Genomic DNA, 15,062 nt, shown 5'->3' with positions numbered 1-15,062 from the left:
TTTACCACATATTTTTTCATATCGTCTTTGATATACCAGACGCCTTTGCGAAGGGTTGCTGTCAGGTAATGACCATGATTCATACTTCTACCCGTATGCATAATGACGTTATCGAGAACCATCGTGACCTGCAGAGGTTCACCTTGCATATCAAGAGGATAAACGGGAATGGTAATGGTATCGCCTCTAGCCAGAAGGTGGCGGGTAATATCTGTCATCTTACTCATAACCTGTGTCCTGCTCCCCTCGCCTTTAGTGATGTAGTGATAAATCTGGGCATGAATTGAGAGATGGGTGAAGTTCTGGGCAGCCGGGTGGGTCAGCATGATTTTGCGACGATAGTTTTGAGGGCCTTTGAGCCCGCCGAAAACGTCTTGGGGAATATCCATTTCCTTCTGATCTTCTTGAGTTATGACATAACCGTTCTCTCCTTTGCACTTTTCTGTTTTCAGAAAGTCATAATTGAGAAGATCATCAAAGCTTTTGATACCTCGTTTCCTGAGCGATTTCAGGGTGGCCATGGCAACAGGAAGAGTGCTGATAGATTCATCCTGATTGCCATCTATGATTCTTTTACCTGTGCGATATTTAATGTAAGGCTTTCCTTCGAGCAGAAAGTTCATTTCCACACCATGAACGAGGGATGACGCGGGGTTATTATTCATTCCCAGCACTTCAAAAATCTGCGCGATCAGTTCTTGAGCATCATGCTGCTGGAGCTGCCACATGCCTCTGCCGGGAGAGCCAACGAGGGTCGATAGGAGTGAACCTTCAGCCATGTTTCCATAAGCTTGAGCCATTTGAAAAAAATGATCTTTATAATATTCAATAAACGATTGATGGATAGGGGCATGGAGCTGATTACGCATGATTCTCATCAAAGCAACAAAACTCTCACGGAAAGCCCTGCGTGGCTCTGACTCTTCCGGCGCCTTCTCTGTTTCAGTTAACTCTCTTCCATCTGCGTGGCAAGCTGTAAAGGAGCCTTCTTCCAGAGTGTCTATCTCTTCCTCTGTGAGGGTTTCACTCAGATAGTCGAGTGCGGCATTGAGAAAGCAGTTGTTTCCAGTGTGGGTGAGTGTACTTTCCTGGGTAAGCATCTCTCTATGCAAGTTGGAAGGGAGTGTGCCCGATCCAATTGCGTCAATCATCTCGCTCCGAGCCCTTACGATTTCAGGGGGAACAGCAGACCGGAAGACATCTTTTGTACCACTTGACGAACGTTTCTTGTAGGAGGGCTGACGAGGAAAATCACCTTGAGAGGGGTCGTAAAACAGACCGCCAAACAGCTCATATTGTACCTGCCCCAGCCAGGTCAAAAACGTCCCATTGCCCCCCGTTGCCAGAACTGTGTTGCCAATACCCGCCGATGCCAGAATATGCCGCAGTGCCATATTTGAAATGAAGTAGAGACCGGTGAAATGCACTGCTGTCAGTAAATCCGTTTGCCAAGGTGGGATTCGTGTCATTTTCAGATCAACAGGGGAAGATGGCCCTCTATGAATTGTGTTGATCTTCTTCGGCATGGAGTACACAAATAATGGCGAGCGCTCATTGGGGAGATCTCCGTTTTCTCCAGTGGCCATATTCATAGACCAGGTCAGTGTCATGGCGCACTCACCATCTTCCTGACAAGGAGGAAGAGGAAGAATAAAACGATGACCTAATCGCTTTCCCTTTAAGGGTGAAAGGGGTTGAAACGGTGTATTGGGCAGAAAGCGAAAATAAGAAATATGGCTTACTGTATGCTCCTTTTTCAGTTTCCCGCAACTGCAGGTATCCGGCGAAATACGTTGTTCAATAAAACACTGGAGAAGTGAGGCTATACGCTCTAAACCAAGCGGCTGAAGAAAGGCCAGCATCTCGGGGAGGTCGGGCTGCCTGGCTTTGGCGGCTCTGTGTTTGTACAGTGTTCGCCCCCAGAGTGGAATAGAGACACTGACACTGTGGCCATCCAGTTGGTTTATGCGCATTTCAATAGCGCTTCTTCCTCCATGCCAGAGAAGGGATACTTCATCTGCATTCAGGGTACTCATATTACCGGCAAGCCGATAGAGCGGGCTGGCTTTGGCATTCCGTATCAGAGGAAGGGGAAACAACTGTTTGGGAGGAACTTTAAAAATTAGCTTTTGCTGTTGGGCTGAAGTAGTCAGGTTCATGGAGACCACCTCTGCCAGTGTGTGATGGTCGGCAACCTGAATTTGATAGGTATAGTCCGGTTTATCGAATTGTTCGGCTCGCCTGTACCAAAGGTAATAGGCAGGCAACCCCAGGGCTGGCAGCATCTGCAGTAAGCGAGACGTCAGGCTGCCGGGTGATGCACCTGCCATAACTGGGATTTGGCTGATAAGAGCCGACGAAACGGCAGCCACTGAGGCCAGCATTATCTGGGACTTTACCTTTCGGCTTTCAAAATAAAGTCCGTTGCCTATGCCGGGATGCAGCCATGAATCGTGTAAGCCTTCAATAATAAAATGCTTATCCTGCTGGTGTTCTATGGTGGGGGCGCCATTGAGCTCTGCAACCACCTCTGCTTTTGGGGTGTCGTAGGCAAATAGCAACCCCTGCCCAGCTGTCAGGCATGAAATGATGGTGAGTACCAGAAAGAACACTCTTCGAATTGTGATGGGTGGCTCAGCCAGTCGCTTGGGCATTCGGGAGTCCATTCTAAAACGAAGCGTAAAAGTAGACCGAATGTTTGAATTTTGTGAATTTATGTGGAACGCAGTTCAGATCAGCGATTAAACAGGCCATAATGTCTGTCTCTCTGTCGGGGATGGATTCAAGCTCTGGCAGATTCTAGAAAGGAGTGATGTCATTGAATCCCGTTCAGCGTTCTTATCCTGCCAGCCGTCCCCGCCGCATGCGCAAAGATGATTTTTCCCGTCGTTTGATGCGTGAAAATCACCTTTCTGTAGATAATCTGATTTACCCGGTGTTCGTACTGGAAGGGCAAACGACCCGCGAGCCGATTGCCTCTATGCCCGGTGTTGAACGCTTGAGTCTGGACGAACTTCTCAAGGATACTGAAGAGTGGGTAGCGCTGGGCATTCCTGCGCTGGCGATTTTCCCAGTTGTTCCGGCAGATAAAAAGTCTCAGGATGCGTGTGAAGCCTGGAACCCGGATGGTCTGGTTCAGCGCACGGTTCGTGCACTGAAAACCCGCTTTCCTGAGCTGGGTGTGATTACCGATGTGGCTCTGGACCCGTTCACCATTCATGGTCAGGATGGTTTGCTGAACGATACCGGCTACGTGATGAATGATGAAACTGTTACCGCCTTGATTCGGCAGGCGGTCAGTCATGCCGAAGCCGGCGCAGATGTTGTAGCGCCTTCGGACATGATGGATGGTCGTATTGGCGCGATCCGTAATGCCCTGGAAGAAGCGGGCCATATTCATACTCGCATTATGGCGTATTCGGCCAAATACGCATCCAGCTACTACGGCCCATTCCGCGACGCCGTGGGTTCTGCCGGTAACCTCGGCAAGGGTAATAAATACACCTACCAGATGGATCCAGCCAATTCCGATGAAGCCATCCATGAAGTGGCCATGGATTTGCAGGAAGGTGCAGATATGGTGATGGTCAAACCCGGCATGCCGTATCTGGATATTGTGCGTCGGGTAAAAGACACTTTTGGTGCACCCACTTACGTGTATCAGGTGAGTGGCGAGTACGCCATGCACATGGCAGCCGCCCAGAACGGCTGGCTGGATGGTGAAGCGGTGATGATGGAAGGGCTGATGGCCTGCCGCCGGGCAGGTGCTGATGGCATCCTGACTTACTTTGCCCCGCAGGTCGCCAGGTTGCTGAGACTGAAGTAACCATTGCACCCGGTTGCTACAGAGTGATCGGCTTTGATCGTTATAATGCTGTTAATAAATAGAGATGCAGCTTCTCGAAAAGGAGATTGCAGAGTGGGTCGAGAGGGAGATGTTATGCAAGACGTTGAAACTGTCGGGAGTTCGGCAGAAGAGGTAAAAAAACCTTTACTGACCGATTATGCTAACCCGGATTATTATCTGAACCGTGAACTGAGCCACCTTCAATTCAATATCCGGGTGCTTGAGCAGGCGATGAATGAAGAGCATCCCCTGCTTGAACGTCTGCGCTTCCTGCTGATTTTCTCCAGCAATATGGACGAGTTTTTCGAGATTCGAGTATCCGGCCTAAAACAACAGATTGAATTCGCCCGTGAACAGGTTGGCTTGGACGGCAAGCCTCCCGCTGAAGTTTTGAAAGAGATCAGTCAGCTCACCCATGAACAGGTTGTGCGGCAGTACAACATTCTTAACGAACATCTCCTGCCTGCTATGCGGGAGCAAGGCATTCACTTCCTGCGCAGGAATGAATTAACGGATGCTCAAAAAAGCTGGATTCGCACTTTTTTCTTTCAGGAAGTGATGCCGATTATCAGTCCTATTGGTCTGGACCCTGCTCATCCATTTCCTCGCCTTGCTAACAAAATTCTTAACTTTATCGTTGAGCTGGACGGTAAAGACGCTTTTGGCCGGGAAACCGGTATGGCGATTATTCCTGCTCCCCGTTCTTTGCCCAGAGTCGTACGACTACCACGGCATGTTTGCGAAGATGACGGGGAACATTATGTATTTTTGTCGTCTATTATCCACCTTCACGCTGAAGACCTGTTCCCGGGCATGAGAGTCATGGGCTGTTATCAGTTCCGCCTTACCCGAAACAGCGATCTCAGCTTTGAAGATGATGACGTAGAAGATCTGGCAACGGCACTGCAAGGGGAACTGCTCTCCCGTCGTTACGGAGATGCCGTGCGTCTTGAGGTTGTGGATAACTGCCCGCGTTACCTTTCCGATTTTCTGTTGAATCAGTTCGGCCTCACGGAAGATGAACGCTATGAAATCAATGGCCCGGTCAACCTGACCCGAATGATGGATGTGTGCGACAGCGACAACCATCCTGAACTGCAGTTCAAGCCATTTACACCGGGTTATCCGAAGGGCTTACCGACCAAAGGCGATAAACTGATGGAAGCGATCAGCAAGGAAGATGTTTTGCTGATGCATCCATTTCAGTCGTTTACACCCGTTGTGGACATGCTGCGGCAATCCGCCAAAGACCCTCAGGTTCTGGCCATCAAACAAACCCTGTATCGCACTGGCTCCCGTTCACAAATGGCGGATGCGCTGGTGGAAGCGGCACGTCATGGTAAGGAAGTGACCGTGGTGGTAGAGATTCGTGCCCGCTTTGATGAGGAAGAAAATCTCAAGCTGGCCCGTCGCCTGCAAGAAGCCGGAGCCATCGTCGTGTATGGCGTTGTGGGTTACAAGACCCACTCTAAGATGATGCTGATCGTACGCCGTGAAGGTCGTAAGATTGTTCGGTACGCCCACCTCGGTACCGGCAATTATCATCAGGGTAATGCACGTCTTTACACCGACTATAGCCTGCTCACCTGTGACCCCGCTATTACCAGCGACGTGCACAAAGTCTTCCAGCAACTTACCGGAATGGGTAAAGCCCTGAGGGTGAAGAAGCTGTTCCATGCTCCTTTCACCCTCAAGAAAGGGTTGGTGGATTTGATTGGTCAGGAAGCTGAGCGAGCACGCAATGGTGAGAAAGCGCACATCATTATCAAGGTGAACTCTGTTACCGAGCCGGTAGTTATCAAGGCACTCTATAAGGCTTCTCAGGCTGGTGCCAGGATTGATTTGATCGTCCGTGGTATTTGCTGCCTGCAGCCAGGTATTGAAGGGCTTTCAGAAAACATTACCGTTCGCTCTATTCTTGGTCGATTCCTTGAGCACACCCGGGTGTTCTACTTCTACAACGGTGGCGAAGAGAAGGTATACTGTGCCAGTGCTGATTTGATGATCCGTAACCTCGACCGCCGTGTAGAAACCTGCTTCCCTATTGAGAACTCCAAACTGGTTGTGCGGATTCGCAAGGAACTGGAAACCTACCTTAGCGATAACACTCGCAGCTATCTGCTCAATCGGGAAGGTGTCTACGAGCGTAAGGTGCCTATACGGAACCAGAAAGAACGTAATGCCCAGCAGGCTTTACTGGAAAACCTTTCCGTTTGACATCCTCCCCGCCCTAAAGGACGGGGATTCCTACAGCTAGGCGGCGATGCCCCGCCGCGAGAATGTTCTTGGCCGCGTTTATATCGCGGTGGTGTTCAGCTCCGCACTCTGAACAAGTCCATTCTCTTATTCCAAGTCCTGCTCTACCTTTCGGACTACTGTCAGGTATTACCCCGCAGCACGAACAGGTCTGGGTGGAGTAGGCTTCGTTGACTTCTTCAAAAACCATGCCTGCGTGATCGCATTTGTATTCCAGCATGGTTTTCAACATTCCCCAGCCAGCATCCAAAACGGATTTCGCCATTTTGGTTTTTGCTAGTGCGAGGGAATTGACGTTACCAACGAAGATAGCCGCGTTCTCATTAACAAGTTTACGGCTGTATTTGTGCAGGCTGTCCTGCCTTCTGTTTTTGATCTTGGCATGAATCGCCTTAACTCTTTTCTTTTTGCGGGCTCTCTGCGCTATACCCAGTTTTGTTTCAAGCTCCCTGTACTCACGGCCTGTAATACCTTCGCCGTTGGAGTCTGTAGCGGCTTCCTTACAGCCCAGATCAATACCTACTGAGGACTCTCCCTCTGTTACTTCTGTGTCAACATCTATAACGACGTTGAAATACCAGCGACCACGGGCGTCTTCATTGAAACTGGCTGAGCGAAACCTATACCCACTCAGACCGTAAGAATCCCAAACAGAAAAGTAATGGCCATTATGGAATATCTGACCATTCTTCCATTTTGACTGACCTGTGTTTACTGGAATCCAACCGAGAGAACGGCGAACACCATTTGACTTGCGCCAGTTCAGCTTGGATTTTTTGAATTGCTTGCGGCGAGTCACATATTCGGCAGCTATGCACTGCAAAGACTGGCTGTGTAATCCCAGCTCTTTGCCTGCGCCTTTGGTGTATGGATGTACGTCGTAGGCAGACAAAAACTTACCACGCTCCTTGATGGAGCGAGCACTGAGTTCGTTGATGTAGTTCCAGACAAAATTAACCGAGCGAGCCATGCCGTTAAGCAGCTTCACATGCCTGTCTTTTACTCGAACCTTCAGTGTCTTTGTCTTCTTCATAGCCTGAATATACAATTGGTCTATGAGTAAAACAAATGAATATAGAACCGGCAGACATTGCGTTTTTAAACTCCACTGCCATTTGGTCTTTGTAACGAAGTACCGTTTTGGTGTGCTAGAAGGCTATATGTTTCCAACGCTAAAAAGTCTGTTCGAGAAAGTCTGCGCTGATTTTGAGGCAGATTTGGTCGAGTTCAACGGGGAATCTGACCACGTACACCTGTTGATTAACTATCCGCCGAAGGTTTCTTTGTCAAAACTGGTGAATAGTCTGAAAGGCGTGTCTAGCAGGAGGTTAAAACAGCATCATCCCGAGGTGACAAATAGATACTACAAATCAGCACTGTGGAGTCCGAGCTACTTTGCGGCAAGCTGTGGTGGCGCTCCTATAGAAATCATCAAGCAGTACGTTCAACAACAAAAAACACCGCATTAGTCGGCTTACGCCGACGAGCTTACATCCCCGCACTGAAGTACGGGGTTTTACGCTCATTCGATAATGCCAAAACATTGCTTTCGTATAGGCTGGCTTCACACCTGTCGGTAGCTGACGGCTTCCGTCAGGTGTTTAACTGAAACCCTCTCTTCCTTCTCCATATCAGCAATCGTGCGCGCCACTCGCATTAAGCGGTGCAGGCTTCTTCCTGAGAGTTGCATACGGGTGGCCAGTGTCTCCAGTAACTTCTTTTCACGTTCTCCCAACCGGGCATTGCTCATCACATCGTCGGATGAGAGCTGTGTGTTCAGACAGTTTTGACGGGCCAGCATAAACTCTCGGGTTTCGTGTACCCGCTGACGCACAGTTTCGGAGGACTCCGGTGGTGTGTCCGGTTGTTTGAGCAGAGCGGCCGGAGGCAGGCGACCAACCTCGACCCGCAGATCTATACGATCCAACAGTGGGCCAGAAAGCTTACGGCGATACCGCTGCACTTGTTCTGGTGTGCACTGGCAGTTTTTTTCCTTATCGCCGAGAAAACCGCAGGGGCAGGGGTTCATGGCAGCAAGAAGCTGGAAACGGGCTGGGAATTTAACCTGATGCCGAGCTCTGGAAATCATAATCTCACCGGATTCCATGGGCTGACGCAGGATTTCAAGGGTGCGTCTGTCGAACTCCGGCAACTCATCAAGAAAGAGGACACCGTGGTGGGCAAGGCTGATTTCTCCGGGGCGAGGGTGTGAGCCTCCGCCGGTAAGGGCTGTACTGGATGCTGTGTGATGGGGAGAACGCCACGGTGGAGTTCGCCACCCGGGAACTTGCTGGTTGCAAAGTGAGTGAATACTGGCAACTTCCAGAGCATCTGATTCAGAGAGACTCGGTAAAATACCGGGCAGGCAGCGGGCCAACATGGTTTTGCCTGTTCCGGGAGGGCCACTGAATAGCAGGCCATGACCTCCTGTAGCCGCAATTTCTAATGCTCTGCGTGCCTGATAGTGCCCTTGAACTGAAGACAGGTTATCCCGTACAAGCGGTTGAACACATTGCAGCGTTATATTCCCTTCGGATTCCGGCAGAGGCTTACTCTGATTCAAATGGCCTGTCGCTGCAAGAAGGCTACTGGCACCAAACACAATAGCCTTGGAGCAAAGGCTGGTTTCCTGAAGTGAGGCCTGAGGGACCAGAATGCGGTTATGGGTTTCAGAGGCTGCGATTACCGCAGGCAGAAGACCACTGACTGGCCGCAGCTCACCACTTAAAGAGAGTTCGCCCAGACATTCATAGCCATCCAGTGCCCCTTCCGGCAGCTGGCCTGAGGCTTGCAAAATGCCGAGTGCAATTGGCAGGTCATAGCGGCCCCCTTCTTTCGGCAAATCTGCGGGGGCCAGATTGATGGTAATTAACCGTCGTTTACTTACGTAATTACATAGCCTTTTTGAGTGGTGTTTTTCGTGTATCTGAAAGAAAAAGCTATCGACCGTTGATTAATGTCAATGATTCGTTAGAAAAACGCCCCGAGTCGTTAGATTTGGGATTTTGCTTACTAAATACAAGAAAGGGACAAAGAAGAGGATTGTCAAATGCGACGTATTAAGAAAATTAGGAAGCAAAAGAAGCGCACCCACGCAGAACGGGAGGCGGTATATATCGACTACAGAGACGGCATGGATGTAACGGCCATTACAGAAAAACACAAGTGCAACCGCAGTTCTGTTTACCGTTGGGTGCATCAATTTGAAGATCTGGAGATCGGGGCAGCCACTGATCAACTGGAAAATGAACGGGCATAAAAAAGCCCCAATCACGGGGCTTTTGAATTGTTTATGGGGAGGTCGGCAACCCTTCCCAAAGGCATTTCAAAGCCCTAATCAACAACAATCTACATTACTATTTATACAGGAATATTCGGCCGATAGCCAGTAGAAACGTATTTTAGAGATGTGGATCATAGATAGGGAATAAGTCTATGACCGAAGTACAAGCACAACCAGAGCGGGTTACCGTATCCAATGACTTCGCTTTTAATTATGGGATTGATACATCAGGACTCGACGATACAACTAAGCAGCTTATAGCGTCCGCGATGAAGACCTATAAACCGGATACGGAAGAGCCTGCAACAGCTCCTGAAGCTCCTGAAGTGGCTCCTGATGAAGCCTTTGATGAAGCTCTCTCCTTCACACCGGATGAAGTGTTTTCGATGTACAAAGGCACTGGTAATAGTGCCGGTGATCTATTCGAACATTTGGATGAACTGGGACTGTCCGATACTCAGAAGAATAAGCTTCTGTCACTACCGGATAAAGCCAAGAAGAACGCCGGTAAAGTCATCGAAAACATGGTGAAGGAAGCACAGAAGCAACATGATAATAAGATCGCTGAAGCCAAGAAAGACCTATTAAACGAAGAGCAAAGAAAGGCATCAGAGGCTATTGTCGGATGGTTAAAAAAGAACCAAATTTTCTACATATCAACCTGTAAAAAACCTTGGGTATGCTTCCACTGTGATAGCAAAACTAAAGCCTATGAGCGTTCTTGGGTTGCGTACAGCAATGATGAGCTTGCCCTAAAGTTCAGGAACGAAACCCGTGAGTCACTTAGTGACCTACTGAAGGTCGGTGAAGGCACTATCAAGATGACCGACCTTGCAATAGATAGCGGTCTGTTCTTCGAGAGAATAACCAGTACGAACAGCGAAGATATAGCCCCTAATATGTTCAATCAATTGGCTGTAGAGCGTAAGTACTGGATAACAAATGGATCTCTGTATAAGAATGCAAAACCCAAAAGTCACAAGGGTTTATTGATTCTTTTGATGTCGCTTGCTGGTGGCAAGAAAGAGAACCTGAAACACCTGTGTGAAGTGTTGCAGTGGAAGTTCAAGGTGAGCGGTGATGTAACCCAACTACCGGCCATCGTGATCTATGGAGCTGAAGGTGTAGGCAAGGGTGTTTTCTTTGAGAACTTGCTCCCTACTATGGCGAATGGCCCTACTTCGTCGGCTGAGGTTAAGGTCAGTCAACTTGACGGTTTTAACAAGCTGATCGAAGGGAAGAGTTTTGTCGGTCTTAACGAATCCGATCAAGACAAGAAAGCCGGTGCTGCCATCAAGAAAACCATCGGTTCGAAGAGAATCGTGATCGAACCGAAGGGAATAGATGGTTACGAAGTGGACAATACCGCGTCGTATTTCTTCTTCACCAATGATCCTTTGAGTTCCATAAACCTATCCCGGAACGTCAACGAGAACCGTCGCTTTTCCATCATGAAGGTAGAGAAGCCGCTTGAATACTGGGTTATGAAAAAGACTGACTGCAAGACGGTAGAAGAAGCTAAACGGTACATCTCAGAAGAGATCATACCAGCTTGTAATGACCGTAAGGTTTTAGCCGGTATGTTGAAGTGGATGGAACAGGAATACCCGGTAGACAGCTGTCCAAGGGCTTTACACGGTGATGATTATCTCGACTTGATCGAAGTCCAAGGCACCAAGGTAGAGGAATTCATCAAAAGTCTATTTGATAACCTTATGAGCAAAAGGGCTTGTGATGGTACACCTTTGGGAGGTGTGGATTATAGCCAGATCGTAGATACGGTTCGGGAATATTCATCATCCACTGGAGGCAGCAAAAACGAGAACTTTGCAAAGCGGGAAGTATCAAATTTTGTGGCTCGAAGCGAAACCCTTAAGCACCTTGTGGCCGGTGAGAAAGTCAATGCAATTCGGTTCAATGGTGTCCGTAAAAGGAACACCATCTACTGGAAGAATGGAAAGGAAGCTGCTTTCGCCGATCTTATGGACATCAAGCGAAGTATTCCATCGTGGGCACCAGAGCACATGCGGGTTTATACGGTCTGACACCCGTGGCACAGGTCTGGTACAGGTCTGGCACAAGTTGGCACAGGCTTGGCACAGGTTCCTGTGTCACGGAATCCCTTGGGAGAGTAAGGCTGTAGGGTTTTGGCACAGGTGACACAGGTTTTTAATTTGATTTAGGAAGTTATATAGGAAAAATAGATATTTGTTGTCGCAGTATCCAATGCACCACCACTGCACTGCGATATGCCTCCAATGACCACATTGAAGTCGCTTTAATTTATTTTCCCCATATCCCCTAAAGAAGTTAAAGAAAACCTGTGCCACCTGTGCCAAAACGCTGTATCCCTTGGGAGAGTAAGGCTGAAGCCTGTGTCAGAACTATATAAGCCTGTGCCATAGACGAATGCAGACAAGATTTTTAAGGAAACGAGAATGAAACTCAGTATCAACACGATTACATCAGTACAAAATTTGAGCAAAGATGAAGCAAACGTACAGGCTTGGAGAGGATGGGAAGTTCAGGACATCGAATGGAACAGCGAAGCACTGCAACGTGTGTTCTCTGGTGAATGGATGGCAAGCCTAGCCGTAGGTAGAAAACGTAAAGAGGACATGGTGGGGATTAGTGCTCTGTATCTGGATATCGATGACAAGACTTGTCACGGTGATGACATTCTTGAAGTGGTACATGAAAAGCTTGTGGCCGAAAATATCAGTCATGCTATAGCCCCCAGTGCTCACCATATGAAGCCTAAGACCAAAAAGAGCGGCGAAGTGTTACCACCTTGTCCAAGGCTTAAAATCATGATCCCAATGGATGAGGTTCTTGATATCACTGACAGCGAAACCATGGCTACATGGCAAGCGAGTAAGACCAATATACTTACTCACTTCGCCGACATGTTCGGGATAGCCCTAAAGAAAATGGATGGTAGTAGCCTTGACGTTAACCGGTATAACTATCGCTGTAACCCATATAGACCAGAGTGGAAGTTCTTCACCGGTAGCGACTTTGATATCACTCCTTTGGCCGTCGAACCACCAGAACCGGAACCAGTGAAGTACAGTAACTACAGTAACTACAGTAACGATGGTAACTATAGCGGTAACGATGACCATATCGAAGATGCAGCCCGGTACTTCTTCTCAATGCATCGGGATAGATCGGAATGGGTAACTATGTGTCTTGCAGTTGCTAACGTGTTAGGTGTAGGTACGTTGGCCACAATGACCAATACAACCAAAGCCGAACTTGCAAGCTTCACTAAGGGAACCACCGGAAGGATAGCCGGGAAAGGAACCATAATTCATCTTGCTAAACAGCATGGATGGGATGCTAAGCGAAGCAGCTTTTACCGGTTCATTGAGGAATACAGCCCTACGAAGAAAAGGAAGCGGTTACCACCATCAAACCTCGATGTATGCGAAGACCACCCGGTTGACGATGATACATTCACACATGATCCTGATTACTGGATAAACCGTGTAGAGCCTGAATATTGATCAAAAGGGGTGACATAGTCACCCCTTTTTTGTGGGCGATCATCCGGTGAGATATGAATTTCATAACTCACCAAAAACGAAAATATCTCACCAAGCACCCAATAACTCACCAGAACCCCATGGAGTAGGTGTGTCAGGTGTGTCAAAAGGTACTTTCTAGCCTATTTCACCGACCTGTTTCGATACCCGGCTTAACAAATTTTGCGTGAACTTTTAAAAACCGCCTTCCTTCCTTTTTTCAAGCCATAATCCCAGTGATACCAATGGCTACAGCCGAATTTAGCTGAATTTTGACTTCCTTTTTTGGGTATCTAAATAAAGAAAACACCAAAGGAAACAACAATGTTATTGTCACGAAGTCAGCTATCAAAAATCCTCGGTATCAGTCCTCAGGCCGTCGCCCAAAACCATGTCATTCAGCGTCATGTAATTACCACTGGTGGCACTCGGAAGTACAAGGAAACAGCCATTACTGCATATCTAAGAGAGGTGCGAGAGAAGTCAGCACGATCTGTAGCAATGAAGTCTGTAGAAGAATCGAAGGCGCGTAAAGCCGCCGCCGATGCCGAGTCAGCAGAGATTGATCTGGAAAAAAAGAAGGACAATCTTGTAGCTATCGAAGGTTTACAGGTTCAGCTGAATCACGCTTTCAAATCGTTCCGGGACATTATGCTAGCTCTACCACGAACAGCATCGATTGATCTGGATATGGTCAGTAGTACACAGGCCAAGAGTATCCTACTTGAATATGTAACGGATGCCCTAAACACATTGGCCGATCGTCTATCCAACATGGATACGGTAGTGGAAGAAGAAGGAACCGAATATGAATGATTACAAAATAGCTGATATATATTGGTTATTACACCGGCGCTTATACAGAATGCCCGATGAAGTATCCGGTTCACTGGAAGGCCTTAACGCCAGAGAAATAAAGTTCGCATTACAAGAAGAGATAAAGCTGATCCTAGACGAACTGAGCGAAGAGCTATCCCAATAAACAATAGTTCATTTTTCAGGCAACGCTACGTGCATATAACAGCACTACCAACCGCTGAAACTCATTTCATGCGCGTAGCTTCACCATATATCCACCAAAATAACAGCACTAAATACAAGTGAAGGAATGATCCTTCCAATAACATACAAAGGTCACGTATATGACAACTACAAATACCACTAAAAAACCAGCTTCCAATATTGCTCAACTTATTATGGAAGTAGCTACTGAGAGTAAAAACATCGACCAATACGGCGAAAGACAGGGTAAAGGCGTACGACTTGATTTAAACGGACAGCGAACGCTTACAACCACTTCATCTAATGGGGTACTAGTTCCGCAACAACTAAAAAATGATTCTTATATCGGTATAGCACGAGAGAAATCAGCCATTTTACAGGCCGGTGCTCAGGTAGTAACTGGATTCCAGGCGGATGTAACTATCCCCAAAATGTCGAAGAATGTCGTAAATAAGTGGCTCGGTGAGGATGAAGACCGCCCAGAGTCTGATCCTGAATTCGAGCTGTTAAATGTCACCCAAAAAACCCTTGGCAGTCAGGTTATCTTAAGTCGACGGTTGCATCTTATGACCGGTGGCGGCATTGATAAATATATCGAGGACGAACTTTCTGAGAGTGTCGCAAGCGGCGTCGATCATGCTGCTATCCAAGGCTCTGGTAATAACTTCCAACCACAAGGAATTCTGTTCAACACAAATATCCCAAAAGGTGAGACAAAGGCATCAGGGCAATGGGATCGTGAAAGCATCAATGCAGCTGTAGCGAATATTCGCAACGCAGAACACAGTGGTGAAATTTCAGTTGTTTGTAGCCCGACCACCTGTGAGCATATGCAGAACACTTACATCAACTCCCGCGGTGATGACGCTCTTCTACAATGGCGGGATGGTGCGTTGCGATTCCCCAACGGCGTCAAGTGTGTTTCCACTAAAAAGATTCCGAACGATCAAGTGATTATCGGCGCTTTCGAAAACCTTATTATCGCTGAGTTCGCTACAAGTGAGTTGGAGAAGTCGGGTGTAGGCCTAGAGTCTAAGGGATCAGTTGCTGTACGAGTATTTACTGACTGTGATATCACCGTCAAGTACGCTGATGCATTCTACATCCTGACCTTGAAGGCCTAAGGTCTGCTGAATAACAACTAAAT

12 protein-coding genes are annotated in these 15,062 nt (G+C 47.9%); 9 read left to right on the top strand and 3 right to left on the bottom strand.

What is annotated here, in order from left to right:
- On the bottom strand, positions 1–2,654 hold a 2,654-nt coding region (locus E1189_RS07295; RefSeq protein WP_196221289.1), incomplete at its 3' end, for a ubiquitin carboxyl-terminal hydrolase.
- A 158-nt stretch (positions 2,655–2,812) separates the two neighbouring features.
- Between E1189_RS07295 and hemB the strand changes: the two genes are divergently transcribed.
- Positions 2,813–3,826, top strand: coding sequence for a porphobilinogen synthase (hemB, locus tag E1189_RS07290; RefSeq protein ID WP_155159374.1), 1,014 nt, complete (start codon positions 2,813–2,815; stop codon positions 3,824–3,826).
- A 114-nt stretch (positions 3,827–3,940) separates the two neighbouring features.
- The gene (gene ppk1 / locus E1189_RS07285) at positions 3,941–6,064 is read left to right on the top strand and encodes a polyphosphate kinase 1 (protein ID WP_230460244.1); all 2,124 of its coding nucleotides are present in this window, start codon (positions 3,941–3,943) and stop codon (positions 6,062–6,064) included.
- Positions 6,065–6,077: 13 nt separating this feature from the next.
- Here the strand turns inward: ppk1 and E1189_RS07280 are convergent, their stop codons facing one another.
- A complete protein-coding gene (locus E1189_RS07280) occupies positions 6,078–7,136 on the bottom strand; it encodes an RNA-guided endonuclease InsQ/TnpB family protein (protein WP_155159372.1) in 1,059 nt (352 codons plus the stop codon).
- A 22-nt stretch (positions 7,137–7,158) separates the two neighbouring features.
- On the opposite strand from E1189_RS07280, the gene tnpA reads away from it, so the two are divergent.
- Complete coding sequence (tnpA, locus tag E1189_RS07275; RefSeq protein WP_155159371.1) at positions 7,159–7,572, top strand: IS200/IS605 family transposase; 414 nt, start codon at positions 7,159–7,161, stop codon at positions 7,570–7,572.
- 95 nt (positions 7,573–7,667) lie between these two features.
- On the opposite strand, the gene E1189_RS07270 is transcribed toward tnpA, so the two are convergent.
- Entirely contained in the window at positions 7,668–9,029 is a 1,362-nt protein-coding gene (locus E1189_RS07270) for a YifB family Mg chelatase-like AAA ATPase (RefSeq protein WP_329601934.1), read from the bottom strand.
- Between the two features lie 123 nt (positions 9,030–9,152).
- Between E1189_RS07270 and E1189_RS07265 the strand changes: the two genes are divergently transcribed.
- From E1189_RS07265 to E1189_RS07240, 6 genes are all read left to right on the top strand, one after another.
- The gene (locus E1189_RS07265; protein WP_155159369.1) at positions 9,153–9,362 is read left to right on the top strand and encodes a helix-turn-helix domain-containing protein; all 210 of its coding nucleotides are present in this window, start codon (positions 9,153–9,155) and stop codon (positions 9,360–9,362) included.
- Between the two features lie 176 nt (positions 9,363–9,538).
- Positions 9,539–11,431, top strand: coding sequence for a primase-helicase family protein (locus E1189_RS07260; RefSeq protein ID WP_155159368.1), 1,893 nt, complete (start codon positions 9,539–9,541; stop codon positions 11,429–11,431).
- A 393-nt stretch (positions 11,432–11,824) separates the two neighbouring features.
- The gene (locus tag E1189_RS07255; protein WP_155159367.1) at positions 11,825–12,895 is read left to right on the top strand and encodes a hypothetical protein; all 1,071 of its coding nucleotides are present in this window, start codon (positions 11,825–11,827) and stop codon (positions 12,893–12,895) included.
- A 342-nt stretch (positions 12,896–13,237) separates the two neighbouring features.
- Positions 13,238–13,729 (top strand): hypothetical protein, encoded by a 492-nt coding sequence (locus E1189_RS07250; RefSeq protein WP_155159366.1) that lies wholly within the window; start codon positions 13,238–13,240, stop codon positions 13,727–13,729.
- Positions 13,722–13,895, top strand: coding sequence for a hypothetical protein (locus E1189_RS07245; protein ID WP_155159365.1), 174 nt, complete (start codon positions 13,722–13,724; stop codon positions 13,893–13,895). The genes E1189_RS07250 and E1189_RS07245 overlap by 8 nt, the downstream gene beginning before the upstream one ends.
- Positions 13,896–14,055: 160 nt before the next feature.
- Positions 14,056–15,039, top strand: a complete 984-nt coding sequence (locus E1189_RS07240; protein ID WP_155159364.1) for a phage major capsid protein — start codon at positions 14,056–14,058, stop codon at positions 15,037–15,039.
- Positions 15,040–15,062 lie beyond the last annotated feature (23 nt).

Origin of the sequence: Parendozoicomonas verongulae, from assembly GCF_009711465.1 — a bacterium.
Lineage (GTDB): Bacteria > Pseudomonadota > Gammaproteobacteria > Pseudomonadales > Endozoicomonadaceae > Sansalvadorimonas > Sansalvadorimonas verongulae.
Note: the sequence above shows the minus strand (reverse complement) of the source record. Positions and strands in the feature narration are given on the sequence as shown.

What these genes read in the sequence shown, in the direction of transcription:
- hemB (WP_155159374.1), top strand. Translation starts at nt 2,813, where the DNA reads ATGTCATTGAATCCCGTTCAGCGTTCTTATCCTGCCAGCCGTCCCCGC.
- ppk1 (WP_230460244.1), top strand. Translation starts at nt 3,941, where the DNA reads ATGCAAGACGTTGAAACTGTCGGGAGTTCGGCAGAAGAGGTAAAAAAA.
- E1189_RS07280 (WP_155159372.1), bottom strand. Translation starts at nt 7,136, where the DNA reads ATGAAGAAGACAAAGACACTGAAGGTTCGAGTAAAAGACAGGCATGTG.
- tnpA (WP_155159371.1), top strand. Translation starts at nt 7,159, where the DNA reads ATGAGTAAAACAAATGAATATAGAACCGGCAGACATTGCGTTTTTAAA.
- E1189_RS07265 (WP_155159369.1), top strand. Translation starts at nt 9,153, where the DNA reads ATGCGACGTATTAAGAAAATTAGGAAGCAAAAGAAGCGCACCCACGCA.
- E1189_RS07260 (WP_155159368.1), top strand. Translation starts at nt 9,539, where the DNA reads ATGACCGAAGTACAAGCACAACCAGAGCGGGTTACCGTATCCAATGAC.
- E1189_RS07255 (WP_155159367.1), top strand. Translation starts at nt 11,825, where the DNA reads ATGAAACTCAGTATCAACACGATTACATCAGTACAAAATTTGAGCAAA.
- E1189_RS07250 (WP_155159366.1), top strand. Translation starts at nt 13,238, where the DNA reads ATGTTATTGTCACGAAGTCAGCTATCAAAAATCCTCGGTATCAGTCCT.
- E1189_RS07245 (WP_155159365.1), top strand. Translation starts at nt 13,722, where the DNA reads ATGAATGATTACAAAATAGCTGATATATATTGGTTATTACACCGGCGC.
- E1189_RS07240 (WP_155159364.1), top strand. Translation starts at nt 14,056, where the DNA reads ATGACAACTACAAATACCACTAAAAAACCAGCTTCCAATATTGCTCAA.